Source organism: Caenimonas sedimenti (genome assembly GCF_007833165.1).
Lineage (GTDB): Bacteria > Pseudomonadota > Gammaproteobacteria > Burkholderiales > Burkholderiaceae_C > Ramlibacter > Ramlibacter sedimenti.
Genome location: NZ_VOBQ01000010.1, coordinates 26028 through 50398, shown reverse-complemented (window position 1 = coordinate 50398; position 24371 = coordinate 26028). Strand labels below are relative to the sequence as shown.

Here is a 24371-nt window from a genome sequence, read left to right as displayed (position 1 = left end):
GATTTTACTTGCTGGGCGCAGCCCGGCTTTGGACACCGGCCGGCCATCCTCCATCGCATACAGTGGAGGCATGAAAGGCCTGCACCTCACCGCCGACCTCTACCAATGCCGCTGCGAAGCCGCCTGGCTGACCGACGCGCAGAAGCTGGGCGCGTGGGTCGCGGCAGCGGTCGAGGCGACGGGACTGCAGGTCGTGAACCGACTGTTCCACACCTTTCCCGGCACGGACAAGGGCCCGGGCGGGGTGACGGCCACGGTGCTGCTGGCCGAATCCCATGTGTGCCTGCACACCTGGCCCGAACAGAAGGCCGTGACCTGCGACGTCTACGTGTGCAATTTCGGCGGCGACCACACCGTGAAGGCACGCAACCTGATGCTGGCCCTGGTGGAGCGCTTCCAGCCCGAGTGGACGGAGCAGCGCTCGCTGGACCGCGGGGAAGAAGACTAGTGGCCGGGCAGGCCATGATCCTGGCGGCGGGACGTGGGGAGCGGATGCGGCCCCTGACGGACAGCTGCCCCAAGCCACTGCTCGAAGTCCGTGGCAAGCCGCTGCTGCAATACCACCTCGAAGCGCTCGCGCGGGGCGGCGTCACCGAGGCCGTCGTCAACACCGCCTGGTTGGGCGAGCAGATCGAAGACCGGTTCGGCGCGGCGTCTGGCGGCGTGCGCATCGCCTATTCACATGAAGGCCGCGATTTCGGCGGCGCGCTCGAGACGGCAGGCGGCATCGTGCGCGCGTTGCCGCTGCTGGACGAAGTCTTCTGGCTGGTGGCGGGCGACGTCTACATGCCGGACTTCGAGTTCGCCCCCGCTGCGCTGGAGCGGTTCGCGCGCGGCGACAAGCTGGCCCACCTGTTCCTGGTGCCGAACCCGGAACACAACGCCAAGGGTGACTTCGGCCTGCGCGCCGATGGCATCGCACTGAGCCAGGCAGAGGAGCGCTTCACCTATTCGACGGCGGCGTTGCTCCGCCACGGGCTGTTCGCCCACTTGGCGGCCGGCAATCCGTCGGGCTTGAAGCTGCCCCTCGCGCCCATCCTGCGCCAGGCGATGGGCCGCGAGCAAGTGACGGCGGAGGTTTACACCGGCGAATGGGTCGACGTGGGAACCCCCGACCGGCTGGCGCTGCTCAATGCGGGCGCTTGAGCCACCGGGGCGCCGCCTCAGACCAGCACGAGTTCGACTTCCGGCGCCCGCTGCAGCTCGGCCCGCGGCTCCCGCACCGGCTTGATCGCCCGCAGCTCGACGACCATCTCGCGCACCTGGTTGCGCAGCGTCAGGATCTTCTGCATCACCGCCTGCGGCGAGAGGCCTACGTTTTCGTTCTGCGGCACCATCAGGTGGATCTTCTCCGGCTGCCAATCGCCCCGGAACCCATAGTCCGCGCGCCAGTAGAAAGGCTGCGAGAAATAGCCGAAGCTGCCGTGGAAATACTGGCGCACGTGCGTGGGGTCCTCGAACGCCTCGTCAGTCGAGCCGTAGGGCACTCGCACGATGGCCAACGCGTTCGGCTGCGCGATTCGGTGCAGCTCCTGCATCAACGGCAGCGGGTGACGCAGGTGCTCCAGCACATGCGACAGCAGGAATTCCTCGACCTCGTTGTCGCCCAAGGGGAGTGGCTTCTGCGCGCACTGGTCGAGGTCCGCGACGACATCCACGCCCGGCAGCGCCGCGGCGTCGAGATTGATCCAGCCCGCCTGGATGTTGCGGCCGCAGCCGACGTTCAGCTTCTTGCCCAATTGGTGCCTTCGTTGGTTCGCGCAGCATTTTAGGGTTCGGGGCTGCGGCGAACTCGGCCTCGGGCACCGGCCGGCCGGCCGGGTCAATACCCGATGGGCCCCTGGGGCGTGCCGGTCTGCGGGGTCCGGCACTCCGAGCCCGCCGGCAGCGAACCGAACGGGAACCGCTGCACCGGAATCGGTGCCATCCCGGGGAAGCCCAGCTGGCCGCTGCAGGCAGCACTGAACGAGAGGGCGAACCTGCCGCCCATGCTCGAGGTCGGCTTCTTGTAGGAGCCTGTCAAGGTCTGCCCGCCGGTGTAGCCGAACAGGTCGCCCGAGGCACCCACCGCCGAGCCCCCCGAGAGCTGCATCGCGGTGAGATTCCAGGTCGGCCGGCCGTCATCGGCGTAGTGGAAGATGGCGACCGTCGCGACGTTGCTGTTCACCTCGATGGTGAAGCCGCGTCCGCCTTCGGCCGGGTTCCAGTAGATGCCGGTCTCCGGTTGCTGCGCCGTGGGCGCCGTGCCCTGGCCGGTCCTGAAGAAGCGCTCGGCGGTGTAGGAGCGCCCGGCAAGCTGGACCTGGGCCTGGTCGCCTTCGAACACCACGGTGACGGTGCCGGCAGGCATGCTCGTGGGGGTCTTCGGCACGGTCGACGTGGCCGTCTGGCCGCCGCTGTTGCGCTGCAGGTTGCCACTGAAGTGGAACTTGGCCCCGCCGCCATCGGAGAAGAAGCCGTTGCCGGCCACCCAGTCGGGCCGGCCGTCGTCGGCGAAGGTGTAGAAGGTGATGACCCCGGTCGAGCCCTGGGCCTCGAAGAAGAACCCTGTCCCAGGCTCCGCCGGCACCCAGTAGGTGCCGGTGCCCTGGAAGGTGGAAACGGCCGCCTTCTGCGCGCTGCCCGCCGCTGACGGGGCTTCGCCCCCACCGCAGGCGGCCAACAGGAACGCCAGGAGTACTGCAAGAAAACGGGGTGCCATGGAGATGCTCCTCGGTTTGATTGCCGAGCAACATTCTGCGCTTCGCGTGCCGAAAAAACCCATTGGGCCGACAATCGGAGCCATGAACACCACCGTGCCCACCTCTGTCTACGCCCAGCGCCGCGCCCGCATGGCGGCCCAGCTTGGGGCCAACGGCATTGCTCTCATCCCGACCGCGCCGGAGCGTCCGCGCAACCGCGATTCCGATTTCCTGTTCCGCCACGACAGCTACTTCTATTACCTGACGGGCTTCACCGAGCCGAACGCCTGGCTGGTGGTCACCGGCGACGGCACCAGCACCCTGTTCTGCCAGCCCAAGGACCTGGAGCGCGAGATCTGGGACGGCTACCGGCTGGGCCCGGACGCCGCCGTTGGCGCGCTGGCGGTGAACGCCGCGCATTCCATCGCCGATCTCGACACGCAGCTGCCCAAGCTGCTGGAGAACAAGGCCACCGTCTGGTACCCGTTCGCCATCCACACCGGGCTGGAGCAGCGCGTGGCCGGCTGGCTGAACCAGGTGCGCGCGCGCGTGCGCTACGGCGCCCTGTGCCCTGAGAACCAGCGCGACCTGTGCTCGGTGCTCGACGAGATGCGCCTCGTGAAGGACGAACGCGAGCAGGACATCATGCGGCGCGCCTCGGCCATCAGCGCCCGCGCCCATGTGCGCACCATGCAGGCTTGCGCGCGGATGCTGCGCGAAGGCAAGGACGTGCGCGAATTCCACCTCGACGCCGAGCTGCTGCACGAGTTCCGCGCCGGCGGCTCCCAATACCCCGCCTACAGCTCGATCGTCGCCGCCGGCGCCAATGCCTGCGTGCTGCACTACCGTGCCGACGTCGCGCCCGTGCGCGCCGGCGAGCTGGTGCTGATCGATGCCGGCTGCGAGCTCGACGGCTACGCCAGCGACATCACGCGCACCTTCCCGGCCAACGGCAAGTTCACCGGCCCGCAACGCACGCTGTACGACATCGTGCTCGCCTCGCAGGAGGCGTCGGTCGCCGCCACCAAGGTCGGCGCCCGCTTCACCGATCCGCACGAGGCTGCGGTGAAGGTGCTGGCGCAAGGCATGCTGGACGTCGGCCTGCTGGACAGGAACAAGGTGGGCTCGCTCGAAGACGTGATCGAGCAGCGCGCCTACTTCCAGTTCTACATGCACCGCACCGGCCACTGGCTGGGCATGGACGTGCACGATTGCGGCAGCTACGTCGAGCCCGCGGAACTGGGCAGCGTGAGCGAACGCAAGGACCCGCTGTCCGGCGAGATCATCAAGAACCGGCCCAGCCGCATCCTGCAGGCGGGCATGGTGCTCACCATCGAGCCGGGCATCTACGTGCGCCCCGGCGAGGGCGTCCCGGAACAGTTCCACCACATCGGCATCCGCATCGAGGACGACGCGATCGTCAACGCGCAGGGCTGCGAGCTGATCACGCGCGGCGTGCCGGTGAAGGCCGACGAGATCGAAGCGCTGATGCGCGGGTGAGCGCCGCGATGCTGCTGCGCGACGGGCCGCACGCGGGCGTGCTGACCCTGCGGCTGAACCGGCCGGAACGGCTGAACGCGCTGACACTGGGCTTGGCCCGCGAGTTGCTGGCCGCGGTGCCCGCCGCCAGCCAGGACCCGGCCGTCCGGGTGATCGTGCTGCGTGGCGAGGGCCGCGCCTTTTGCGCCGGCAAGGACCGTGACGATCCCGCCACCGGCGAATTCGTCGAAGCACTGCAGAACCTGGCCGCTGCCTTGATGGCGTGTCCCAAGCCTGTCGTCGCGGCGGTGCACGGGTGGGCCGTTGGCGCCGGGCTCGAACTGCTGCTCAATTGCGACGTGGTGGTGGCGTCCGCCGACGCGCAGTTCATGCTGCCCGAAGTGACCGTGGGGCTGTTCGCGACCGGCGGCGCCCTGGCCTTGCTGCCCCGCAAGATCGGGCTGGCCAAGGCCAAGGGCGCCCTCCTGCTCGGGCAGCCGTTCGGTGCCGCCGAGGCCGACAACTGGGGCCTGCTCTGGGCGGTGGAACCGACCGCCGGCGCGCTCGAAGCGCGGGTGAGCGCGATCGCCGGCCAGCTCGCCGCGGCGGACTCGCGCATCCTGGCGGAGGCGAAGCGCGGGCTGCACCAGGAGGCCGTGGGCGACTTCGCCGCGGTCCTCGCGCGCGAGGCGCAGATCCACCGGCGGCTCAGCCCGTTGAGCGCGCCTCCGGCCAATCCCTCCAGGCTTGACGAGGTGCTTTGATGCATACCGGAAGCTGCCTTTGCGGCAACATCACCTTCCAGATCAGCGCGCCACTGTCGCCCATCGAGGTCTGCCATTGCACCCAGTGCCGCAAGGCCCAAGGCAGCGCCTTCGCGGCCATCACGCCGGTTGCTGTCTCCGCGTTCCGGCTGACCGATTCGCAAGGTCTGATGAAGACTTACGAGTCGTCGCCGGGCAAGGAGCGGGCGTTCTGCGGGCGCTGCGGCTCGCCGGTGTTCAGCCGGCGGGCAGCGCTGCCCGGTGTCTTGCGGGTCCGCGCAGGCTTGATCGACGAGCCGGCGCAGGTCGGTGTGGCCTGGCATGCCTATACGGCGTCCGGCAGCAGCTGGTGGACCGTCACGGATGGACTCCCGCAACATGCTGGCGCTTATGTGCCGCCCGGGGCCTGCGAGCTCTGAAGCCCGATCACGCACCGTCGGACTTGACCTCGCAAGTCATGGGCATCCGCGCCACAATCCGATACAAGGGCCGATGCGCCACCTGCCCGCCATCGCCCTTTTTCTCGTCGGCCTGATCCACCTGCTGCCGCTCGCCGGCGTGCTGGGCGCCGCCCGGCTTGCGTCGCTCTACGGCGTGGATGCGACCGAGCCCAACCTGCAGATCCTGTTGCGGCATCGCGCGGTGCTGTTCGGCCTGCTCGGCCTGTTCCTGTGCACGAGCGCTTTCCGGCCGGCGCTGCAGCCGCTGGCCTGGATCGGCGGCTTCATCAGCGTGGTTTCATTCATTGTCATCGCGTGGGCCGTCGGCGGCGCCAATGCTCAGGTCGGCCGCGTGTTCGCCATGGACTTGGCCGCGCTGGCGCTGTTGCTCGTGGCGGCCGCCGCGGCATGGCCCGCATGGTGGCCCAGCGTGAACGCCTCCTCGAAGATCGAATAGCCGGCCCAGTCGCTGTGCGCATAAGACATGCGTGGGCCGCGCGGCGCGGCCGGCAACTGCGCGAGTGCGCCCGGCACCGGAATCGCCATCGCGTGGCCGTAGCGCGCGACCTCCACGTGCGTCAGCTGTCCCGGCAAGTCCGGATGCACCTGCGCGAGTTCCGCCACCACCCGGTCGCGCCAGTGCGTCCACGGCTGGCGCAGGACCTCGGCGCGCGCCGCCTCGCCGGGTGCGCAATACCAGCTGAGCACCGTGGGGCCGGGTGCCGGGTTCAGGCTCTGGTGCGTCGCGACCACGTAGCCCAGGCCCTGCGGCGAGCCGTACACCACGTTGTCCCAGGCCAATGCGGCGCCAGGCGCGGATCTCATCGGTCCGCGCAGGTGCAGGTTGGCGACGATCCAGGGCGCGTAGCGCGTGCGGCCCGCCAGCGCCCGCAGCGGCGGCGGCGCGTTCACCACCACGCGCGCCGCCACGAAGGCCGGAAGTGCGACGATGCAATGCGCGGCCTGCCAGCGTTCGTGCCGGCGCGCCACGGCGTCGAACACATCGACCTCCACGCCATGGCGCTGTTCGGCGATGCGCGTGACCACGCGCGCCGTGCGCACGCGCTCGCCCAGCGGCTCCGTGAGCCGCCGCGTCAGCCAGCCATTGCCCTCGGGCCAGGTCAGGAGCGGCTCGTGCTCACCGTCATCGTCCTCGCCTCCCGGAACATGGAAGCCGTGCCGCGCGGCGAAGTAGTGCAGGCCGGCCCAGGCCGACACCGCGGCCGTGCCGGAGCCGTAGTCGTCGCGGCAGCAGTAGTCGAGGTGCCAGCGCAGCTGCGGGTCGGTCAAGGCGTGCCGGTCCAGCCAATCGGAAAAGCGCTCGCCGTCCAGCGCATGCAGCACGCGCTGGTTGCGCACCGGGATCGTGAAGTGGCCGCTCTCGCGCAGCCGTTCGACCTCCTGCGAGAACCGCGTGTACTGCGCGAGCGTGGTGGCACCGACGCCCAGCACCGGCAGCAGGCCGGGCTGCCATTGCCCCTGGAAGAACAAGCGCTCCTGCGGCGCATGGCACTGCATGCGCTCGTCGTAGGTCCAGCGGCCGGCGACCCGCCGGCGCACGCCCAGGTCTTCCAGCAGGTCCTGCACTTCGCGTGCGGGGTCGCCAGGGACCGGCAGGTAGTGCGCGCCCAGGGGACAGGCGACGCCCTGGACCTGCCCAGGACGGCTGTTGCCGCCGGCGGCGTCCTCCAGGTCCAGCACGACGAAGTCTTCGATGCCGCGCTGGCGCAAGGCGCGGGCGGCGGCGAGGCCGGCGATGCCTGCGCCGGCGATGACGACGCGCGTGCGGCGCTCGATGCGCGCGCCCTGGGGCGGCGGCGGGTTGCGCAGCAGGTGGCCGCGTTCCGCGCTGGCGCCGGCGAAGGCGCCGGTGATTTCGGTCTTGGCGGTACAGGCGGCGAGCGCGGCTGGCGCCAGCAGGAAGGCTCGGCGCGCGAGCCCCCCTCCCAACCTCCCCCCGGAGGGGGGAGGAGTTTCCTGCTCACTCACGGATGCACCTTGCCCCATTCGCGCTCGTAAGTCGTCACGAGCACCTGGTTGGCCAGCCGATTCACCTCGGCGGGCACACGCGCCATGTCGTTCGGGAACTGGAACAGCGGCGGCACGCCGGCGGGCGTGAGGAAGCGCAGGCCGCCCGGCAGAGCCGCGGGCGGCTGCCAGGGCCGCCGGCTGGCGATGATGAAACCCCACTCGCCGAAGCTGGGCACGTTGGCATGGTACGGATAGGTGCGCAAGCCCACGGACTCGATCGTCGTTGCCACGGTCCAGAAGCTCTGGCGCGCCACGAGCGGCGAGGTGGTCTGCACCACGGCGTAGCCGCTCGCGGCCAGGCGCTGCTCCAGCAGCGCATAGAAGGCGTTCGTGTACAGCTTGCCGATGGAGAAGTTGGTCGGGTCCGGGAAGTCCACGACGATCACGTCGTAGATTTCGGCCGTCTCCAGCAGCCACTTGAAGGCGTCCGCATGCACGATGCGCAGCTTCGGTGACTTCAATGCGCCCGCATTCAAGGCGGCCAGCGCCGGGTCCGCTGCGAAGATGCGCGTCATGTTCGGATCGAGTTCGACCAGCGTGACGCTCTCCACGTCCGGGTAGCGAAGGATTTCGCGCACGGCCAGTCCGTCGCCGCCGCCCAGCACCGCGACCTTGCGCGGGGCGCCGTGTCCCGCCATCGCCGGGTGCACCAGCGCCTCGTGGTAGCGGTACTCGTCGGACTGCGCGAACTGCAGGTTGCCGTTCAGGAACAACCGCAGCCCGCCACGGCCTTGCGTCAACACGATGCGCTGCCAGGGCGAGCTTTCCGCCAGCACGATGCGGTCCTGGTAGAACTTGTCCTCGGCCAGCGAGGTGATCTGCTGCGAGCCGGCGAAGGCGGCGCCCAGAACGCCCACCGTGAGGAAGCAGGCGACCGCATGGGCGCCGAAGCGCCGCAGTTCGTGCCGGAACAGCCAGAGCGCCCACACGGCGATCAGCGCATTCATCAGCCCGAACAGCAGGCCGGTGCGGATCAGGCCCAGCTGCGGCACCAGCAGCAGCGGGAAGGCCACCGACACCGCCAGCGCACCGAGATAGTCGAAGGTCAGCACCTGCGACACCAGCTCCTTCAGGGCCACGTCGCGCTTGAGGATGCGCATGACCAGCGGGATCTCCAGGCCCACCAGCATGCCGACCAGCAGCACCATGCCGTACAGCAGCACGCGGAACGCGCCCGGCTGCCAGGCGTGCGCCAGGAACAGCAGCGCCGGCAATCCGCCCCCGATGAGTGCCACCAGCAGCTCGATGCGCAGGAAGTGCGCCGGCAACTGGCGCTCGAAGAAGCGCGAAAGCCAGGAGCCCACGCCCATGGCGAACAGGTAGGTGCCGATGACGGTGGAGAACTGCAGCACCGAGTCGCCGAGCACGTACGAAGCGAGCGCGCCCGCCGCGAGTTCGTAGACCAGCCCGCAGGCGGCCACCACGAAAACCGAGGCCAGGAGCGCGACTTCCAGGGGGCGCGGGGAAGTCGCCGCGGCCGGCGGCGCCTCCCCGGGGACGGCAGCCACGTGCCTAGCCGTGCACTGCGGCGGCCACGATGATGGAGACGCCCAGCGCCAGCGACCCGACGACGATGCTCAGCGCGACGTTCTGCTTCTCCACGATCTCCTCCCACAGGTTGTAGGGGGTGATCTTGTCGATGACGATGAACGTCAGCAGGAACACGACGACGCCGACCAGCGCGTACAGGATGGAGCCGAAAAAGGCACTGGCTTTCAGCCACTCAAGATTCATGATGACCTCCGGAGAAATTCATTTGTGGGAACCGCCGCTGGACCAGCTGCCGCCGGAGCGGATGCCACTGCCCGTGCCCCGGTTCTCGTCGTCGCAGGCCTTGACCATCATCACCAGGACCAGGATGACGAACACGATGATGAACAGGGTGGCGCAGCCGCACCCCAGGCCGGCCTTGCCGCTGACCGGGCCGGCATCGCCGCGCTGCAGCAGGTCCTTCTTGGCTTCCAGGCCGAACGCCTTGGCGACGGCGTCGCTTTCGATCTTGTTGCCGACCGACCAGGTGCGCTCCTTCGGCGTCTCCTCCATCGAGAGCAGGCTCTTGCCCTTGGCGTAGTCGCGGTTGAAGGAGGTGTGGCCGCGCGCCACCGGCCAGTAGAACTCGCCGGCCACGTAGGTGGTCTCGGCCTTGTACGCATACTGCTGCTGGTACGTGGTGCCCAGGTAGCTGGCGGTCTGCTGGTTCTGCGACAGCGTGGGTGCGCCGGTGGCGGGCTTCACCAGGCTCCAGCCCTCGGTGGTGTCCACCAGGAAGACGAAGCCGCGCTTGCGGTTGTAGAGCAGGTACTCGTCCCAGCCGAAATGCTCGTCGGGGTCGTCCGGCTCGGTCCCCAGCCGGTGCTGGTATCCCACCACCTGCCAGTGCACGCCTTGCAACTGCCCCGCGGTGCCCAGGGGGATGACGGGCTGCACCGGTTCGTCCTGGATCGCGTGGGACAGCTGGCCGCCGATGCCTTGCTGCAGGTCGATCAGGCTGTTGCAGGCGCGGCAAGTGATGCTCTTGCTGTCGGCCAGCATCACTTCGACCGGCGCCCCGCAATTCGGGCAATTGAACTGGCGGGCCGCCGTCTCCTTGGTGCTCTCCTCGCGCAGCCCCGAGAGCTTCAGCTCCTCCAGCTCCACCGGCCGGCCTTTGGAAAGCGCCGGCGGCTCGGCCCCGTAGTCGATGGAGAGCACCTCGTTGTCGGCGCTGCGCAGCTCCACCATCGGGAAGGTCTTGCCCAGCGGCGGGAGCTTGGGCAGTTCGCCCTGGGCCGAGACCAGCGCCACTTCCTCGTTCAGCGCGACGCTGTAAGCCTTGCCGCCCACCGCCGTGGTGGCGCCCAGGCGCAGTTGTTGCGCCTGCGGCAATTCGCGTTCCAGCCTGGCCGGCAACGCCATCACGTAGGCGCCGTTGTCTTCGGCCAGCAAGGCCTGGCTGCCGTCGTCGAACAGCGCGATCCATTCCGCCCAGTTGCCGCTGCCGCTCCTGTATTGCAGGCGCCCAACGAGCGTGAACGCCTTGCCCTGGAAGCGCCCCTGGGCCATCAGCTGCAGCGGGCTGTGGTCGTCGAACAGCTCGGCCATCTTGCCGATGCGCGACAGCGTGTCGCCGTCGCGCACCACGGTGCTCTGGCAGAAGCTGCAGACGGCGTGGGTGGACTGCGCGCTGCGGAAGGCCACAGGCGCGCCGCAGCCCGGGCAGGGCGCGGTGTAGGTGCGTTGCGTGGAAGAGGTGGCCATCTTGGTTGTCATCCCGGGCTCGACCCGGGATCCATGGCGGCATGTCAGGACGCCACGATGGATTGCGGGTCAAGCCCGCAATGACAAGCCTCTCTACACCAGCTTCTTCAGAAGCTCGGCCTTCTTGGCGTCGAACTCTTCCTGCGTGAGGATGCCCTTGGTCTTCAGCTCGCCGAGTTTTTCCAGCGTGGCCATCACGTCTTCCGGCTTCACGGCGGAGGCCGCCGCGCCTTGCGCAGCGGCGGCAGCTGCCGCCGCCTGGTTCTGCGCACCCTGCAGACCCTGCTGCATGTTCTGCGCGAGCACCTGGCCCATCGCCATCCCGGCGCCCAGGCCCATGGCGTCGCCGGCGATGCTGCCGCCGCCCGAGCCGGCGGCTTTCGCCATCTCGGGGATCGCCTGGCCCGTCTGGTACTGCATGAACTTGCCCATGTCGTTGCCGATCATGCCCATGCCGATCTTCTGGTCCATGATCTTCTGGAGCTCTTCCGGCAGCGAGACGCTCTGCACCGTCATGCCTTCCAGCCGCAGGCCGATGGCCTCGAACGCCGGCGCCATCTCCTTGTGCAGGGCCGCGGCGAATTCCATCTGGTTGGCCGCGAGATCCAGGAAGGGGATGCCGCTCTGCGCGATGGCGTCCGAGATGTGCTGCAGGATCATCCCGCGCAGCTGGCCGTCGAGCTCGCCCACCGTGTACAGCTCGCGCGTGCCGGAGATCTTGGTGTGGAAGGCCCGCGGCTCGGCCAGGCTGTAGCTGTAGTTGCCGAAGGCCCGCAGGCGCACGGCGCCGAAGTCCTTGTCGCGGATGGTGATGGGCTGGGGCGTGCCCCAGCGCTGGTCGACCTGCTGGCGCGTGCTGAAGAAGTAGACGTCGCTCTTGAACGGGGACTCGAACAGCTTGTCCCAGTTCTTCAGGTAGGTGAGGACCGGGATGGTCTGGGTCGTCAGCTTGTACATGCCGGGCCCGAACACGTCGGCGATCTTGCCTTCGTTGACGAACACCGCCATCTGCGACTCGCGCACCGTGAGCGACGCGCCGTACTGGATTTCCATGTCGCGCATCGGGAAGCGCCAGGCGAGCGTGCCCTCGCCGTCCTCCGTCCACTGGATGATGTCGATGAACTGTTTCTTGATGAAATCCATCAGCGCCATGGTCCGCTCCTCCAGGTTGAGCGGGCCATGATAGCGGCTGGGGGCTGTGTTGCAAATGCGACGCCGGCCGCCCCTCGGACCGCGGCTCGCTTGACGTCACGGTAAAGACTATTTACAGTCCGTCCATCGAATCCCATTCGCCTTCGGAAACCATCGTGAAAACCGCTTTCGCCATTGCCAGCCACCTGACCCGCCACGCGGGCCAGGCCGGGTATGGGCGGCCGCTTTGCGGCAGCGAGGATCCGATCGGCAGTCCGGAAGCGGGAGACGCGTAGCAGCGCCTCCAGCACCCTCTCTTCACAGAGGCCCGGACTCCGCAAGGATCCGGGCCTTTTTGCTTTTTCCTTTCGCCCTTCGGGGCCGCGGCAGCCGCATCGCCGGCCGCAGCGCGCGCTCATTGACAACTTGCCGCGGGGCATGACGGCCGAACCTGGTCGGCCGCCAACCCCGCAGGAGAAACCACTCCGGGTGTGCCCACGCACCACCGTCCGCGCGCAGCCGCGGGAACGGCAGGACGGGATGTGCAAGGGGTCGCGCCCCTTGTGCAGCGAGAGCACCGGGCCAGCTTGCTGGCCACTCGCGCCTGGGCACAGCCGAAGTGGCTTCATCCACTCACCAATGAAACAGGAAAGGAAAACCGCGATGACGCTGATCAAGACCCTCCAGGCCTGGTGCCGCGCGGCTTTCCTGCTGCTGCGTCATCGGCCCGGCATGGCCCATGGCGCCGACGAAGCCGATCTCGCGCAACGCGTGCGGCTGTCCGGCGAGTGGTAGCCAACACCGACGAACGACAAGGAGAAACGACATGCACCGCACCGTCCTGCAACTCGACATCCAGGGCACGCCGCAAGCCTGGATCGGGCTGGAAGAGGCGGCGCTGCACTACGCCGGTGGCTCCGTGGCGTGGCAGGAAGGCGCCGGCCCCCTGGCGGTGCTGCGCGGCGGCTACAACGTGGCCGCCGGCCGCCAGTCGCTGCTGGAAATCCATCCCATCATCGCCCTGCGCGGCCATGCGAAGCTGAACCTGTTCGAGGTGACGCCCGGCCTCACCAGGTTGAAGCTGTTCCGCCGCGACCGGCACACGTGCGCCTACTGCGGCGAAGTGTTCGCCGAGCGCGACCTGCAGTGCGAGCACATCGTGCCCGCATCGCGCGGCGGTGCCGCGAGCTGGATGAACCTGGTCGCGGCGTGCGCGCCATGCAACGGCCGGAAGGCCGACCGCACGCCCGAGGAGGCGCGCATGCCGCTGCTGTTCCTGCCGTACGTACCCAGCCGCTTCGAGAGCTTCCTGCTCGAGGGCCGGCCGATCCGCGCGGACGTGCATGAATGGCTGGCGGCGCGCCTGCCGAAAGGATCGCGGCTGAGCTGAAGCCGCAGCGTGAGAAAAAGCACCATGTGGTGCGAGTTGGGCGGGGGCGCATTGGCGCTCCCGCCTGCGCCCGGAACCCTTGCGTCCGCGGGCAATCAAGAACAAGGACAACATCATGGAACAGACCCACTACATCCAGGAACACATTGCCGGGGGCGTCCCCGTCAAGATGTGGACGCGCGGCGTGCCTGTGGAAGACGAAGCGAAGCGCCAGCTGGCGAACGCCGCTCGCCTGCCCATCGTCTTCAAGCACATCGCTGCCATGCCCGACGTGCACTTCGGCATCGGCGCCACCGTCGGCTCGGTGATCCCCACCTTCAAGGCCATCATCCCGGCCGCCGTGGGCGTGGACATCGGCTGCGGCATGATCGCCTGCAAGACCACGCTGCGCGCGGAGGACCTGCCGGACAACCTGGCCCCGCTGCGCGCGGCCATCGAGCGCGCCGTGCCGCACGGGCGCCAGCCCGGCGCGCGCGATCCCGGCGCCTGGCAGAAGACGCCAGGCGCGGTGGACACTGCGTGGGCGCAGCTCGAACCGGAATTCGAAGCGCTGTGCCGCGACTATCCCAAGCTGGCCAAGACCAACAGCCACAAGCACCTGGGCACGCTGGGCGGCGGCAACCATTTCGTCGAGGTCTGCCTGGACGAGGAAGGCGCCGTCTGGTTCATGCTGCACTCCGGCTCGCGCGGCGTCGGCAATGCCATCGGCACGATGTTCATCGAGCTGGCCAAGCAGGACGCGATGCGCAACAACGTGAACCTGCCCGACCGCGACCTGGCCTATTTCGAGGAAGGCTCGCGCTACTTCGGGGACTACGTGCGCGCCGTGGGCTGGGCCCAGAAGTTCGCCAAGCTGAACCGCGAGGTGATGATGCGCCGCGTGATCGAAGCCGCGAAGACGGTGATCCGCAAGAGCTTCCAGGCGCACATCGAGGCGGTGAACTGCCACCACAACTACGTGCAGAAGGAAACCCACTTCGGCCAGGATGTGTTCGTCACCCGCAAGGGCGCGGTGAGCGCCAAGGCGGGCGAGCTGGGCATCATCCCCGGCAGCATGGGCGCGCGCAGCTACATCGTGCGCGGCAAGGGCAACCCGGAGAGCTTCTCCTCGTGCTCGCACGGTGCCGGCCGCACCATGAGCCGTGGCGAGGCCAAGCGCCGATTCACCCTGGCCGACCACCGTGCCGCCACGGAAGGCGTCGAATGCCGCAAGGACAAGGACGTGATCGACGAGACGCCCGCGGCCTACAAGGACATAGCTGCTGTCATGGAGGCGCAGAGCGACCTGGTGGAGGTGGTGCACACGCTGAAGCAGGTGGTGTGCGTGAAGGGCTAAGCGCCCAGCCGTTGCCAGAGCTGCTCGAACTCCCCCTGGAACTGCCGCACCAGCCCGGGGTCATTGCTCGCCACCAGGTTCTCTTCGTTGTAATCGCACGCACTGCGCGTCCAGTTGTAGCTGCCGTTCAGCAGCCACACACCATCGAAGATGGCGAACTTGTGGTGCATGTGGGCCTCGGTGCGGTCCACCACGACCGGCACGCCGGCCCGGCGCAACTGCGCCACGTCGCTGCCGGCATCGAATTCCTTGGTGTTGTCCGTGACGAAGCGCAAGGCAACGCCGCGCTGGTGGGCGGCCAGCACCTCGCGCGTGATGCGGTCGTCCGACAGGGTGAACACGCACAGGTCGACGCTACGCCTGGCTTCCCGGAAGTGCCGCAGGATGGTGTTCAGGCAGTCCATGCCGGGGCTGAAGCAGGCGGTGGTGCGGCCCACCACCGGCGGCGCCCGCACGCTGTCGACCGCGCGCAGCACCCCCTCCAGCCAGCGCAGCAGCACCTGCGCATCGCCACCGCCGGCGAGACGCTCGCGCGCCAGGCCGAACGCCTCGTTGCGCAACTGGCTCATGCCCTCGGGCGGCAGCGCGGTCTCGCGCAGCGCCTGGGCGAACGCGCGCTTTTCGTCATCGGCCAGGCGGTCGTCCGCCAGCGACTGCACGAGCAGCGCGAACGGCGTGCCGGCCGAAGCGCTCATTCCCCGAGCCCCTTCCTCAATGCGGCTGCGATGAGGGATTGTTCGGGGTACGGCGCATTCTTGTCGACGCCCGCCCTGCGCCACATCTCGTTGTAGAGGTGCAGGAAGGAGCAATCCGGCAAATTCCCGGGAGCGAGCAGGCTGTGAGGCGCCGTCCACCAGTCGCTCGAATTCGCGAAGTCGGGCGCCATGACTGCGTATCCGTGCCGCGGGTGCATGTTGACGAACCCGGTCAGCAAGGTCGGGCCAAGGTCGCCCCAGGTGAGCTGTTCTTTCGGGAACACACTGGCATACGCAAAGGCCAGGTCCATCAGGTCGCCGCTCTTCGGAGCGGGGCTGTGGATGACGTTGTTGTTGATCTTCAGCTTCCCGTCGCTGGTGCGTTCGGTGACGAGGAACGGGATGGCCGGCAGCAGTCCGGCGGGCTTGATGGCGATCACATCGGAATCTGCCCACATGCCCCCCAGTTTCCTGAGAACCCCATAGCGGAAGACATTGCTGAAGCCGGCATACGAGCCACCCTGGTTGACGAAGATGGCGGACTCCGGAAGGATGTCCCGGGCATCGCGCATGTCGGCGGCCGCGGGTGCGTTGTCAACGCCGGAATAGGTCCATAGCGCAAGCCGGTATCCCTGCTGGATGAAGCTGTCCATGCAGACTGTTTCCAGCCGGCTGAGCCGTCCCGTGACCCACAGCATGTGAACCAGCGGCGGTCGCGGGCTCACTCCCCGCCTTCCTTCTTCTTGGCCGGTGTCGGTTTCACGCGCGGGTCCATCTGCATCACCATCAGCTTGGAGATGCGGTCGCGCATGTCCTTGTCGAGGTCCAGCCGTTTCTCGGTGGCGGCGATCAGCGGCATGATGATCGTGCGGTAAGTCACCGCGAGTTGCAGCACCGCGTCGGCCATCAGCCGGCCTTCGCTTTGCACATCGCTTGGCGGCTTCAAGGCGTCGACCGCGCGGCTCACGTCCAGCAAGGCATTGGTGATGCGCGTGCTGCCGTCGGCGTCAGCGCCGCCGGCCTTGCGCTGCCGCACGAAATCGGCGCAGATGGTTTGCCAGCGCGCCTGCTCGTCCGGGGTCGGCGAGCCGATCAGGTGCGCCAGCTTCAGCAGGTTTTCCTCGGCCCCGGTCGTCAGCGTCTGGGCCTCGCCGCGGTAGTGGTCGCGCAGCAGCGCATCCAGCTCGGAATCGCTCATCTGCGCGGTGATGCGGCCGGCCAGCTTGGTCATGTTGCGGTAGCTGCCCTGCAGCTTGAACGGCGGCTCGGTGCGGTACAGATCGCGCTGCGCGGCCGAGGCGATGTAGCTCGCGTTCACCTTCAGCAGCAGGTCGCGCGCGCGGAACAGGCGCCGCATCAGCTGCGTCAGCTCGTCCAGTTCCGCGCCGCCATAGGCATGCGCGAATTCGCTCGCCGGCACGCTTTCGCCCTGCGCCAGGCGCACCAGCCGGTGCACGTCCTGCGGGTCACGCGAGGCCAGCGGTTGCAGCGCCGTGTTGCTGGTGAGGCAGTTCTCCAGGTACGACAGCGCGAACAGCGCCTCGCGCCCCGACAGCACGTCGCCCAGGTTGTAGATGTCCGAGCGGTTCGCCAGCATGTCCGGAATCTTGAAGACGTCGCCCGACTCGGTGTACGGGTTGCCTGCCATCGCGATGGCGAAGCGCTTGCCCCGCAGGTCCCAGGTCCGGGCCTGGCCGTTCCACACGCCTTCGATGCGCCGCGTGCCGTCCGCCAGGCCGATGAATTTCTGCAGGAATTCCGGGCTGGTGTGCTGGATGTCGTCCAGGCACATCAGCACGTTGCTGCCCATCGCCAGGCCCAGGGTCAGCTTCTCCAGCTCCTGCCGCGCCGCGCTGTTCGGCGCGGTGGCCGGGTCCAGCGACGTCACCTCGTGCCCGAGCGCCGGGCAGTTGATGCGCACAAAGATCAAGCCCAGGCGGTCCGCCACGTACTCCAGCAAGGTCGTCTTGCCATAACCGGGCGGCGAGATGAGCAGCAGCAGGCCCATGCGGTCGGTGCGCGTGGCGTCGCCGGCCGCGCCCAGCTGCTTGGCCAGGTTGTCGCCCAGGATCGGCAGGTAGACGTCGTTGATCAGCCGGTTGCGCACGAAGGTCGGCAGCGGCTTGGCCTGGAACTGGCCGAGGCCGAGGCGCGCCTTCTCCGCCGCCAGGATTTCGTGGCGCACGCGCTGCAGCTCGGCGAAGCCGGGCTCGGCGTGCAATTTGTGCGCGGCGAAGCGCCTGCGGAAGTCGTTGAGGTTGACGGCCAATTTGCCATCGACGATGCGCGCGTGTTCGCTGCGCAGGCCAGCCACCTCCGCGTCGAGCGTCGCGTTGATGCGGTGCCGGCGCACCGGCACGGCCAACAGGCTGGCCGCATCGTCGGCCCAGACCAGGGACTGCGGCTGCGCCGATTGCGCGAAACCGCGCACCCAGCTGCGCGCCAGCAGCCAGCGTTCGGCCGGCTCGCCCGCCTCGAGGTCACGCCGCCAATCGCCCAGGCGGGCCACGCGTTCAAGTTCGCGCAGCAGGGCCTGCGCCAGGTCTTCACCGGCCCCGCTGATGCACCACACCTCCGCACCGCTTTCGTTGGCGACTTCACGCACCAGGTAGGCGGCGGCCTGGCGGCAGAGCGTGGCATCGTCGCTTTCGTCTCCGGCGCCCTGGAAATCGATCGCATCGGCAAAGGTTTCCAACGCTTGCGCGCATTCGCCTTCCAGCTGCCCCAGGGCGCTCGCGTCGCCGAACAACTGCTGGACCTGCAAGGCGGCACGGGCGCGGCGCTGCAGCGATTCGCGCTCGCCACCGAATCGGCCGTCCTGCCAGTACAGCAGCGCCAGCGCGCGCTCCGCGGGCCCCCAGGCCAGCAGCCCGGCTTCGTCCCGCATGCGCAGCAGCTCGCGCAGGATGCGCGCGGCGTCTTCGTCGTGCACGCCCTTGTCGTAGCCGTGCTGGTAGTGGCGCGCGGCGAACTGGCGCACGGCCTCAAGCAGCGTGGCGTCGTCGGCCTGGGCCGTCAGCCCGCCGGCTTCCAGCAGGTTGCCGGCCAGGTATTCCGCGCGCGACAACTGTGCCGTCTCCGACGGCAGCGCCTGGTCCCAGTAAGCCTTCAGCGTCAGCAGGCGATCGTCGCGCACCGGCGCGCTGTAGTCGGTGCCGGTGAGGTGGAACGCCAGGCCTTCGCCGGCGGGCACCAAGGTCAGGTCCAGCGGCTGGCGCTGCACGGTGAATGCATGCTTGCCGAGCTGGATGGTGTCGCCGCCACCGGACATCAGCTCGCGCTGGTCGCGCACGGACCGCAGCGCCTGGTCGCGGCTGGTCTTCAGGCGCGTTTCCAGTTCGTCGGCCGCGACGCCGGCGCCGAGCGTGCGCGCGTCGGCGATCAGCTTGCGCAGCTTGGCGATGAGGATGTCGGCCGCGAAGTAGCTGTGCACCTGCTCGGCCGACTCGAACTGCGTCGCGCGCTTGGCCGCGCCATCGAGAATTCGCCCGGCGGCTTCCACCAGGCCGCGCACGCGCTGCTGCCGCGCCTGCGCCAGCGCCTGCTTGCGCGCCGACAGCGCCTCGTACACGGCTTCGCGCTTGGCCGCGATGTCGGCGACGAAAGCCTCCTGCTCGGCGAAGCGGCCTTCCAACTCCTCCAGTTGCGCCAGCAGGCGCGTCAGCGATTCGTCGCACTTCTCCGGCGAGTCCGCGAATTCGAGTGCGTTCTCCACCGCCTGGCCGAACAGCTTGAACTGCGCGCCGAATTCGGCCGCCGCTTCCGTCGCACCCAGCGACTTGCGCTTGTTGCGCGCATCGGCGCGCAGCTTGTTGATGTCGGTGTACAGCGTCGAGATGCGGTCCAGGATCTGCGTGCGCAGCACCGCGTCGCTGCCCGGCAGGCAGGCCAACTGCTCCGTCAGCAGGTCCAGGCCCGCCGCGGTTTCGTCGAGCTGGTCCAGGATCACCTGCAGGCCGCTGGTGGTGGCGGCATGAGGCACGTCGGCGTGCAGCTTGGCCAGCGCCTGCCGGTGCGTGTCGAAAGCCGTTTCCTGCGCCAGGAACTGCAGGGCGCGTTCGCCGACGCGCTGCTGCTCGGTGACCAGTTGCTCGTCGAGCTCGGCGATGCGCTTCAGGTCGGCGAAGCGCAGCTCCTTCAGCATCTCCAGCGCGCCGCGCCGCTCGCGCAACCGGCCGATGGCTTCGATGAAATGCTCAGGCTTGCGCCACAACGCTGCGGCCACTTCGCCGATCAGCGCCTTCTGCAGCGTCTCGGCCTCGGCCAGCGCCCGCCCGGTCTCACGGCGGATCTGGTCGACCTTCTCGAACTCGGCCAGGGTCGAACGTGCGCCGTCGGCGATGGCTTTCAGATCGTCCAGCGCCGCGCCGGCTTCCGGCTCGGCCAGCCAGAAGCACGCATCGGACAAGCGGACACATTGCCGGATCAGGTCTTCATAGGCCACGCGCGTGGGCGCCTGCTCGCGCACCGCGCGCGCCACGCCCATCAGCTCGGAGATGCCGCGCACCAGTTCGGCATTGCCGATGCGGCCGAAGAAACCGGTGGCGGCCGGCGTCGCCGACGCATGGTCGATGCTCGCGAAGGGCGTGCGCCACAACTGCATCGGATGCACGCGGGTCGGCTCGCCCTTGCCCGCCAGGAACACCAGCACCCGGCCGTCGGGGTACAGCGCATAGCCGTTGGCGACGATCGGCGTCGCCAGCGTCTTGTCGATCAGGTTGTAGGTGAAGAGGGCGTAGTGGCCGCCGACCGGCTGGTAGAAGACGTAGAGCACGTCCTCGCCATTGGGTGAACGCAGCATGCGCTTGAAGCGCAGGTCATCGAGCACCTCGGCCGGCAGGTCGAAATGCTTGAACTCGCCCGACTGCAGGTAGTAGCCGCCGGGAAAAATGATCCCGTGGTCCTCGGGCAGCTGCACGCACGAGACGCCGATGCCGTCAATCCGCTCGACCTTCTGCGTGCGCGCGTTGAACACCAGGTAGCGCGTCGCGTGCTCGCGGTACGGCCGCACCCGCAGCAGCACCAGCTGGCCGGCGCGGGCATAGGCGACTTCGGCGTCGGCCAGCGACTGGGTCTTGTCCTCCACCGGCTCGCTGTAGATGCCCAGGCCGGTTTCGGTGTTGTTCTCGATCTTGACGGTGAGGTCGCCGCCGACCGTCTCGACGAACACCGTGTCGAGGATGTTGATGTGCGGATGCTTGCCGCCGACGTGGTCCTCGCGGGTGGTCGGCGTCCACTCGAAGTCATGGCTGGGCGGCAGCGCGATGTCGCGCTCACCGCGGTTGTCGACGTAGTGCAGCCCACCGTCGGGTTGCAGGGCCCAGCGGAACACACGCAGGTCGTGCGCCTGCTGGCCGATGCGGAAGGAGGCCAGCAGCTTGTCGTGCGTGACGCGCAGCTGCACCAGTTGCGCCTGCTTGTAGTAGGCGTACAGCTCCTTGAAGTCGGCGGCGAAGCGCGCCTCCTCCAGGAAGCTGCCGGCCAGCGGCACCGCTTCCAGCTCCTCGGCGCCATCGTGCGCGGCCAGCCGGTACAGCCCGAACACGTCGCCGATGGCGGTTTCCTTGCGCAGGCCGATGAAGACGTTGTAGCCGAACAGCAGCAGGTCGCCGATGCGCACGATGTCGCGGGCGACGCAGTTGTTTTCGGTGCGGGCGCGGGTGCGCAGCAGCAGCGACTGCTCGGAGCGGCCGAAGGCGGCCAGCCGCGCTTCGTTCAGCGCCTGCGCCTTGCCCCGCAGCGTCTCGCCCTGTGCAGCCAGCCGCTGCTTCAGGACGTCGTAGCTTCCGCTTTCCGCAACCAGGGATTCGGTGGCGCCGTCGGGCGCGCCCGCTGCGTCCGCCATCGCCTACCAGCCCGCGCGCAGCAGCGCCAGCAGCTCGTCGCGGTGCGGCTGCGTGTCCAGCCACTCGCGCATGCGGGCCAGTTCCTCCATGCACTCCGCGCCGTGCTTCTCACGCAACTGCGCGATGCGGCGCGTGCGGACCTCTTGCGCCTGCAGGTCGCGCTGCCAGCGTTCGCTGAGGATCTCCTCCAGGCTGGTCGCCAGCCCGGCCGAGCGCAGCGCGTCCCATTCGCCGCGGTCCAGCCACAGCAGGGCGCAGGCCGCGCAACGGTCCAGGCGGAAGTCCGGCGTGGCGCCGACGCGCACGCGCTGCATCAGCCGGGCGCAGGAGGGACAGGGCCGCGCCGCCGGATGGTCTTCGACCACCAGCAGGCCAATGGCGGCCTGGGCTGCGGCCCCGGCCTGGTCGCGCCAATGCCGGTAGTCGCCCATCGCCAGCGCCGAACCGCCGCAGGCGTCGCACGCGCGAACCGGCAGGCCACCGGGCAGTTCCTGGGGCACGAGGACATTGCGCGCCTCGCAGGCGCAGCGCAAAACGGCTTGGGTCACGGAGGTCCTCATTCGGCCGCCTTGCGGCCTTCCTTGTCCTTGCCGTCCTTGCCCACCTTGCTGAGCAGGGAGGCCAGCGTCAGGTCCTTCAGTTCGCCGGCGGAGCCGCCGAGCGCGCCGACCATGCGCTGCAGGTCTTCCACGGCGTTGCGTTCGCCGTTCAGGTGGTCCTTCAGCGCGATCTTCAGCGTGTCGCTCTTGGCGATGGCGCCGTCGATGCCCTTGCCGACCGCCAGCGCGTTGACGAAGCGCTCGAAGTAGGCGCCGTCGCCGCCGACCATCTCGATCTTGGCGTTGCCCAGCGCGGCGCCCAGCACCTGCGCCTGCTCGCGCGCGATCTCCATCTGCGCGTCGATGCCCTTGAGCGTCTCGATGTGCAGCTTCTCGAGCCGCATGCGGAATTCCTCGTGGTCGCGCGTTTCCACGCTCATCGCCTTCATGGCCTCGAACTTCTCCTGCAGCCCCTTCGCTTCCGCGCTGAACCGTGCCTGCACCGTCTGCGCCTCCGCCTCGCCCGTCTTGGCCGTCGCGTCGGCCTGGGCCGTGCGCACCGCCACGTCGGCCAGGCCCAGCTTCTCCTTGCCCTGGGCTTCGGCTTCGAGTTTGGCCTGCAAGCCGGTGGCCTCCGCCTGCGCCTTGGCGCCGATCACCTGCGCTTCGGCCAGGCCCTGCTTCTGCGTCGCTTCCGCGGTGACCAGCATGACCCGTGCGGCGGCCAGGCCCGGCGCTGCGGTCGTGGCCTCGGTGCCTTCGGCCTCACGCTTCTTCGCCTCGGCCGTCTTCTCGGCCACCTTCAGGCGCGCATCGGCCAGGGTGGTTTCTTCCGTCGCCTTGTGGCGCGCGCGGCGCTCTTGCGCCTCGGCTTCCTTCACGGCGGTGACCAGCTTCTCTTCGGCATGGCCCTCGGCGCGGATGATGGTGGATTTCTTGGTGCGGTCGGCCTCGGCCACCAGGCGCAGTTCCTTGATGGCCTCTTCCTGCTCGGCCACCGTGCGCTCGACCACGATGCGCTCGCGGATCACGTCGGCGATCGCCTTTTTCTGCACTTCGATCGCGCGTTCCTTGTCGATGCGCTGCAGCGCGACCTCTTTCTCGCGGTCCACGATCTCCAGCTCGCGGGCGCGGGTCACCTTCTCTTCCTCGATGGCCACGGCCCGCTTGCGGTTGTTCTCCGCCACTTCCTTCTCGCGCTGCGAGTTCTCCTGCTGCACGGCCAGCGTCTGCTCGGTCTGCAGCTTGGCCATCTCGGACTTGGTGCGCTCCTCGGTCTGGATCTTGGCGGTCTCGGCCTCCTCGCGGGCGCGCACGGTCGCGACCTCGCGGTGTTGCCGCGCCGTGGCGTCGGCCTGCTGGCGCTCCAGCTCCAGCAGCGCTTCCTGGGTTTCCACGTTCTTCTTCTTGATTTGCATTTCCTCGTTGCGGCGCAACTCGTTGGTGCGGACGCTCTCCACCGCCGTCAGTTCGGTGATCTTCTTGATGCCCTGCGCGTCCAGGATGTTGTGCGCGTCCAGCTTGGAGAGCGGCGTCTGCTCCAGGAAATCGATGGCCGCGTCTTCCAGCACGTAGCCCGAGAGGTCGTCGCCGATCTGGCGGATGATCTCGTCGCGGAAGTTGTCGCGGGCCTGGTAGAGGTCGACGAAGTCCATGGACTTGCCCACCGTCTTCAGCGCCTCGGAGAACTTGGCCGAGAACAGGTCTTCCAGCGCCTCGTGGTGGGAGGCGCGCACGCAGCCGACGTTCTGCGCCACCTTCAGGACGTCTTCCGCCGTCTTGTTGACGCGCACGAAGAACTTCACCTTGATGTCGGCGCGGATGTTGTCGCGGCAGATCAGGCCTTCGTTGCCCGAACGGTCGATCTCGATGGTCTTCAACGAGATCTCCATCAGCTCCGCCTTGTGGATGATCGGGTAGACCATGCAGCCGGTGAAGGTGACCGTGGGCTCGGAACGCATGGTGTTCACGATGAGCGCGTGGCCCTGTTCGATCTTTCGATAGAACTTCGCGAACATCGCCAGCAGGACGAAGGCGAGAACGACGAGGACGCCGGCGGAAATGAGGATGGGCTGCATGCAGGCTCCGTGGGAGAAAGGTTCAGGCGAAAAAGAAAGGGACGGCCGATCAGGAGTCGGCCTCGATCCGGTAGCGGGCGGTGGCGTCTTCGTAGGCGACGATGCGGGCCGAGGCGCCGCGGGTCAGGCGGTTGGGCGAGGGCGCCCACACGCGGATGTTCAGGTTGGCGCCGCGCTGCGCCACCTCGGCGCGGCCCATCTTCTCGTCCACCGTCTGGGTCAGCACCTTGCAGGTCTGGCCCACCAGGGCGACGTTGTGGATGGCGGCGTGCGTGAAGAACAGCGGGCGCAGCGGGCGCACCGCGCGGCCGGCGGCGGCCACCGCGGCCGACAGGCTCGCCAGGCCAAGGATGCCGCCGCCCACCAGCCGCAGGCTGTCCGCAGGCACCAGGGGCAGCAGCCACATCGCGCCCAGGCAGCTCAGGGTCCAGGCGAACAGCACGACCAGCGTGGCCGCGATGGAGAGGGGCACGCCGTTCAGGCCCAGGGCCGTGGCGACGCCGGCCAGCGTGCCGAGATCGGGCGCGTCGGCGGCGCCATCGACGTGCAGGTGCAGGTGGCCGTGGTCCGCGTCGACGACGCCCAGCAGGGCCAGCAGCCAGTACGCCAGCACGGCCACCAGCAACACGCTGAAGATGGCCGTGGGAAATGCGGAGGCCGCATCGACGAAGCTGCTCAAACGCCCTCCTGACTAACAGTGCTTTGGTACTGCTCGCTCGGATAT

The 24371-nt window shown here is 68.6% G+C and carries 22 protein-coding genes; 9 read left to right on the top strand and 13 right to left on the bottom strand.

Annotation, left to right across the window (positions count from 1 at the left end; genetic code table 11):
- The first annotated feature begins 70 nt into the window (after nucleotides 1-70).
- Entirely contained in the window at nucleotides 71-448 is a 378-nt protein-coding gene (gene speD, locus FN976_RS12940; RefSeq protein ID WP_145893452.1) for an adenosylmethionine decarboxylase, read from the top strand.
- A 14-nt stretch (nucleotides 449-462) separates the two neighbouring features.
- Entirely contained in the window at nucleotides 463-1146 is a 684-nt protein-coding gene (gene murU / locus FN976_RS12935; RefSeq protein WP_145893524.1) for an N-acetylmuramate alpha-1-phosphate uridylyltransferase MurU, read from the top strand.
- 17 nt (nucleotides 1147-1163) lie between these two features.
- On the opposite strand, the gene FN976_RS12930 is transcribed toward murU, so the two are convergent.
- Together FN976_RS12930 and FN976_RS12925 are read right to left on the bottom strand one after the other, a co-directional pair.
- Nucleotides 1164-1739, bottom strand: coding sequence for a class I SAM-dependent methyltransferase (locus FN976_RS12930; protein WP_145893451.1), 576 nt, complete (start codon nucleotides 1737-1739; stop codon nucleotides 1164-1166).
- 83 nt (nucleotides 1740-1822) lie between these two features.
- Nucleotides 1823-2701 (bottom strand): hypothetical protein, encoded by an 879-nt coding sequence (locus FN976_RS12925; RefSeq protein WP_145893450.1) that lies wholly within the window; start codon nucleotides 2699-2701, stop codon nucleotides 1823-1825.
- An 82-nt stretch (nucleotides 2702-2783) separates the two neighbouring features.
- On the opposite strand from FN976_RS12925, the gene FN976_RS12920 reads away from it, so the two are divergent.
- From FN976_RS12920 to FN976_RS12905, 4 genes are all read left to right on the top strand, one after another.
- A complete protein-coding gene (locus tag FN976_RS12920; protein WP_145893449.1) occupies nucleotides 2784-4181 on the top strand; it encodes an aminopeptidase P N-terminal domain-containing protein in 1398 nt (465 codons plus the stop codon).
- Nucleotides 4178-4924 carry an enoyl-CoA hydratase/isomerase family protein gene (locus FN976_RS12915; RefSeq protein ID WP_145893448.1) on the top strand — a complete coding sequence of 249 codons (747 nt, stop codon included), beginning with the start codon at nucleotides 4178-4180 and terminating at the stop codon, nucleotides 4922-4924. The genes FN976_RS12920 and FN976_RS12915 overlap by 4 nt, the downstream gene beginning before the upstream one ends.
- Nucleotides 4924-5343 carry a GFA family protein gene (locus tag FN976_RS12910; RefSeq protein WP_145893447.1) on the top strand — a complete coding sequence of 140 codons (420 nt, stop codon included), beginning with the start codon at nucleotides 4924-4926 and terminating at the stop codon, nucleotides 5341-5343. The genes FN976_RS12915 and FN976_RS12910 overlap by 1 nt, the downstream gene beginning before the upstream one ends.
- A 73-nt stretch (nucleotides 5344-5416) precedes the next feature.
- Nucleotides 5417-5821 carry a phosphopantetheine adenylyltransferase gene (locus tag FN976_RS12905; protein WP_145893446.1) on the top strand — a complete coding sequence of 135 codons (405 nt, stop codon included), beginning with the start codon at nucleotides 5417-5419 and terminating at the stop codon, nucleotides 5819-5821.
- Here the strand turns inward: FN976_RS12905 and FN976_RS12900 are convergent.
- The 5 genes from FN976_RS12900 to FN976_RS12880 form a co-directional block, all read right to left on the bottom strand.
- A complete protein-coding gene (locus tag FN976_RS12900) occupies nucleotides 5704-7371 on the bottom strand; it encodes an FAD-dependent oxidoreductase (protein ID WP_145893445.1) in 1668 nt (555 codons plus the stop codon). The two genes, FN976_RS12905 and FN976_RS12900, sit on opposite strands and share 118 nt — an antisense overlap.
- Nucleotides 7350-8903 carry a polyamine aminopropyltransferase gene (locus FN976_RS12895; RefSeq protein ID WP_145893444.1) on the bottom strand — a complete coding sequence of 518 codons (1554 nt, stop codon included), beginning with the start codon at nucleotides 8901-8903 and terminating at the stop codon, nucleotides 7350-7352. The genes FN976_RS12900 and FN976_RS12895 overlap by 22 nt, the downstream gene beginning before the upstream one ends.
- Before the next feature lie 4 nt (nucleotides 8904-8907).
- Entirely contained in the window at nucleotides 8908-9129 is a 222-nt protein-coding gene (locus tag FN976_RS12890; RefSeq protein ID WP_145893443.1) for a DUF350 domain-containing protein, read from the bottom strand.
- 18 nt (nucleotides 9130-9147) lie between these two features.
- Nucleotides 9148-10632, bottom strand: coding sequence for a DUF4178 domain-containing protein (locus FN976_RS12885; protein WP_145893442.1), 1485 nt, complete (start codon nucleotides 10630-10632; stop codon nucleotides 9148-9150).
- A 93-nt stretch (nucleotides 10633-10725) separates the two neighbouring features.
- Nucleotides 10726-11784 (bottom strand): SPFH domain-containing protein, encoded by a 1059-nt coding sequence (locus FN976_RS12880; protein WP_145893441.1) that lies wholly within the window; start codon nucleotides 11782-11784, stop codon nucleotides 10726-10728.
- A gap of 642 nt (nucleotides 11785-12426) precedes the next feature.
- Between FN976_RS12880 and FN976_RS29475 the strand changes: the two genes are divergently transcribed.
- From FN976_RS29475 to FN976_RS12870, 3 genes are all read left to right on the top strand, one after another.
- Nucleotides 12427-12558, top strand: coding sequence for a hypothetical protein (locus tag FN976_RS29475; protein ID WP_255440392.1), 132 nt, complete (start codon nucleotides 12427-12429; stop codon nucleotides 12556-12558).
- 31 nt (nucleotides 12559-12589) lie between these two features.
- Nucleotides 12590-13153: an HNH endonuclease gene (locus FN976_RS12875; protein ID WP_145893440.1), complete on the top strand. Its 564-nt coding sequence runs from the start codon at nucleotides 12590-12592 to the stop codon at nucleotides 13151-13153.
- A 115-nt stretch (nucleotides 13154-13268) separates the two neighbouring features.
- Nucleotides 13269-14489, top strand: coding sequence for an RtcB family protein (locus FN976_RS12870; RefSeq protein ID WP_145893439.1), 1221 nt, complete (start codon nucleotides 13269-13271; stop codon nucleotides 14487-14489).
- Here FN976_RS12870 and FN976_RS12865 read toward each other — a convergent pair.
- From FN976_RS12865 to FN976_RS12840, 6 genes are read right to left on the bottom strand one after another with little or no spacing between them, the layout of a single operon-like run.
- Entirely contained in the window at nucleotides 14486-15184 is a 699-nt protein-coding gene (locus tag FN976_RS12865) for a phospholipase D-like domain-containing protein (protein ID WP_145893438.1), read from the bottom strand. The two genes, FN976_RS12870 and FN976_RS12865, sit on opposite strands and share 4 nt — an antisense overlap.
- Complete coding sequence (locus FN976_RS12860) at nucleotides 15181-15909, bottom strand: glycosyltransferase family 32 protein (RefSeq protein ID WP_222432811.1); 729 nt, start codon at nucleotides 15907-15909, stop codon at nucleotides 15181-15183. The genes FN976_RS12865 and FN976_RS12860 overlap by 4 nt, the downstream gene beginning before the upstream one ends.
- Nucleotides 15906-21029, bottom strand: coding sequence for a DNA repair ATPase (locus tag FN976_RS12855; protein ID WP_145893437.1), 5124 nt, complete (start codon nucleotides 21027-21029; stop codon nucleotides 15906-15908). Before FN976_RS12855 ends, FN976_RS12860 begins: the two co-directional genes overlap by 4 nt.
- Nucleotides 21030-21032: 3 nt before the next feature.
- The gene (locus FN976_RS12850; protein ID WP_255440387.1) at nucleotides 21033-21578 is read right to left on the bottom strand and encodes a TFIIB-type zinc ribbon-containing protein; all 546 of its coding nucleotides are present in this window, start codon (nucleotides 21576-21578) and stop codon (nucleotides 21033-21035) included.
- Between the two features lie 8 nt (nucleotides 21579-21586).
- Nucleotides 21587-23647, bottom strand: coding sequence for a flotillin family protein (locus tag FN976_RS12845; protein ID WP_145893436.1), 2061 nt, complete (start codon nucleotides 23645-23647; stop codon nucleotides 21587-21589).
- A 49-nt stretch (nucleotides 23648-23696) separates the two neighbouring features.
- Nucleotides 23697-24326: a ubiquinone biosynthesis protein gene (locus tag FN976_RS12840; RefSeq protein ID WP_145893435.1), complete on the bottom strand. Its 630-nt coding sequence runs from the start codon at nucleotides 24324-24326 to the stop codon at nucleotides 23697-23699.
- Between the last annotated feature and the right edge of the window lie 45 nt (nucleotides 24327-24371).

Bases quoted from the DNA above. Each gene is read 5' to 3' on its own strand.
- speD (WP_145893452.1), top strand. From the start codon at position 71: ATGAAAGGCCTGCACCTCACCGCCGACCTCTACCAATGCCGCTGCGAA.
- murU (WP_145893524.1), top strand. From the start codon at position 463: ATGATCCTGGCGGCGGGACGTGGGGAGCGGATGCGGCCCCTGACGGAC.
- FN976_RS12925 (WP_145893450.1), bottom strand. From the start codon at position 2,701: ATGGCACCCCGTTTTCTTGCAGTACTCCTGGCGTTCCTGTTGGCCGCC.
- FN976_RS12920 (WP_145893449.1), top strand. From the start codon at position 2,784: ATGAACACCACCGTGCCCACCTCTGTCTACGCCCAGCGCCGCGCCCGC.
- FN976_RS12910 (WP_145893447.1), top strand. From the start codon at position 4,924: ATGCATACCGGAAGCTGCCTTTGCGGCAACATCACCTTCCAGATCAGC.
- FN976_RS12905 (WP_145893446.1), top strand. From the start codon at position 5,417: ATGCGCCACCTGCCCGCCATCGCCCTTTTTCTCGTCGGCCTGATCCAC.
- FN976_RS12900 (WP_145893445.1), bottom strand. From the start codon at position 7,371: ATGGGGCAAGGTGCATCCGTGAGTGAGCAGGAAACTCCTCCCCCCTCC.
- FN976_RS12890 (WP_145893443.1), bottom strand. From the start codon at position 9,129: ATGAATCTTGAGTGGCTGAAAGCCAGTGCCTTTTTCGGCTCCATCCTG.
- FN976_RS12885 (WP_145893442.1), bottom strand. From the start codon at position 10,632: ATGGCCACCTCTTCCACGCAACGCACCTACACCGCGCCCTGCCCGGGC.
- FN976_RS12880 (WP_145893441.1), bottom strand. From the start codon at position 11,784: ATGGCGCTGATGGATTTCATCAAGAAACAGTTCATCGACATCATCCAG.
- FN976_RS29475 (WP_255440392.1), top strand. From the start codon at position 12,427: ATGACGCTGATCAAGACCCTCCAGGCCTGGTGCCGCGCGGCTTTCCTG.
- FN976_RS12875 (WP_145893440.1), top strand. From the start codon at position 12,590: ATGCACCGCACCGTCCTGCAACTCGACATCCAGGGCACGCCGCAAGCC.
- FN976_RS12870 (WP_145893439.1), top strand. From the start codon at position 13,269: ATGGAACAGACCCACTACATCCAGGAACACATTGCCGGGGGCGTCCCC.
- FN976_RS12865 (WP_145893438.1), bottom strand. From the start codon at position 15,184: ATGAGCGCTTCGGCCGGCACGCCGTTCGCGCTGCTCGTGCAGTCGCTG.
- FN976_RS12855 (WP_145893437.1), bottom strand. From the start codon at position 21,029: ATGGCGGACGCAGCGGGCGCGCCCGACGGCGCCACCGAATCCCTGGTT.
- FN976_RS12845 (WP_145893436.1), bottom strand. From the start codon at position 23,647: ATGCAGCCCATCCTCATTTCCGCCGGCGTCCTCGTCGTTCTCGCCTTC.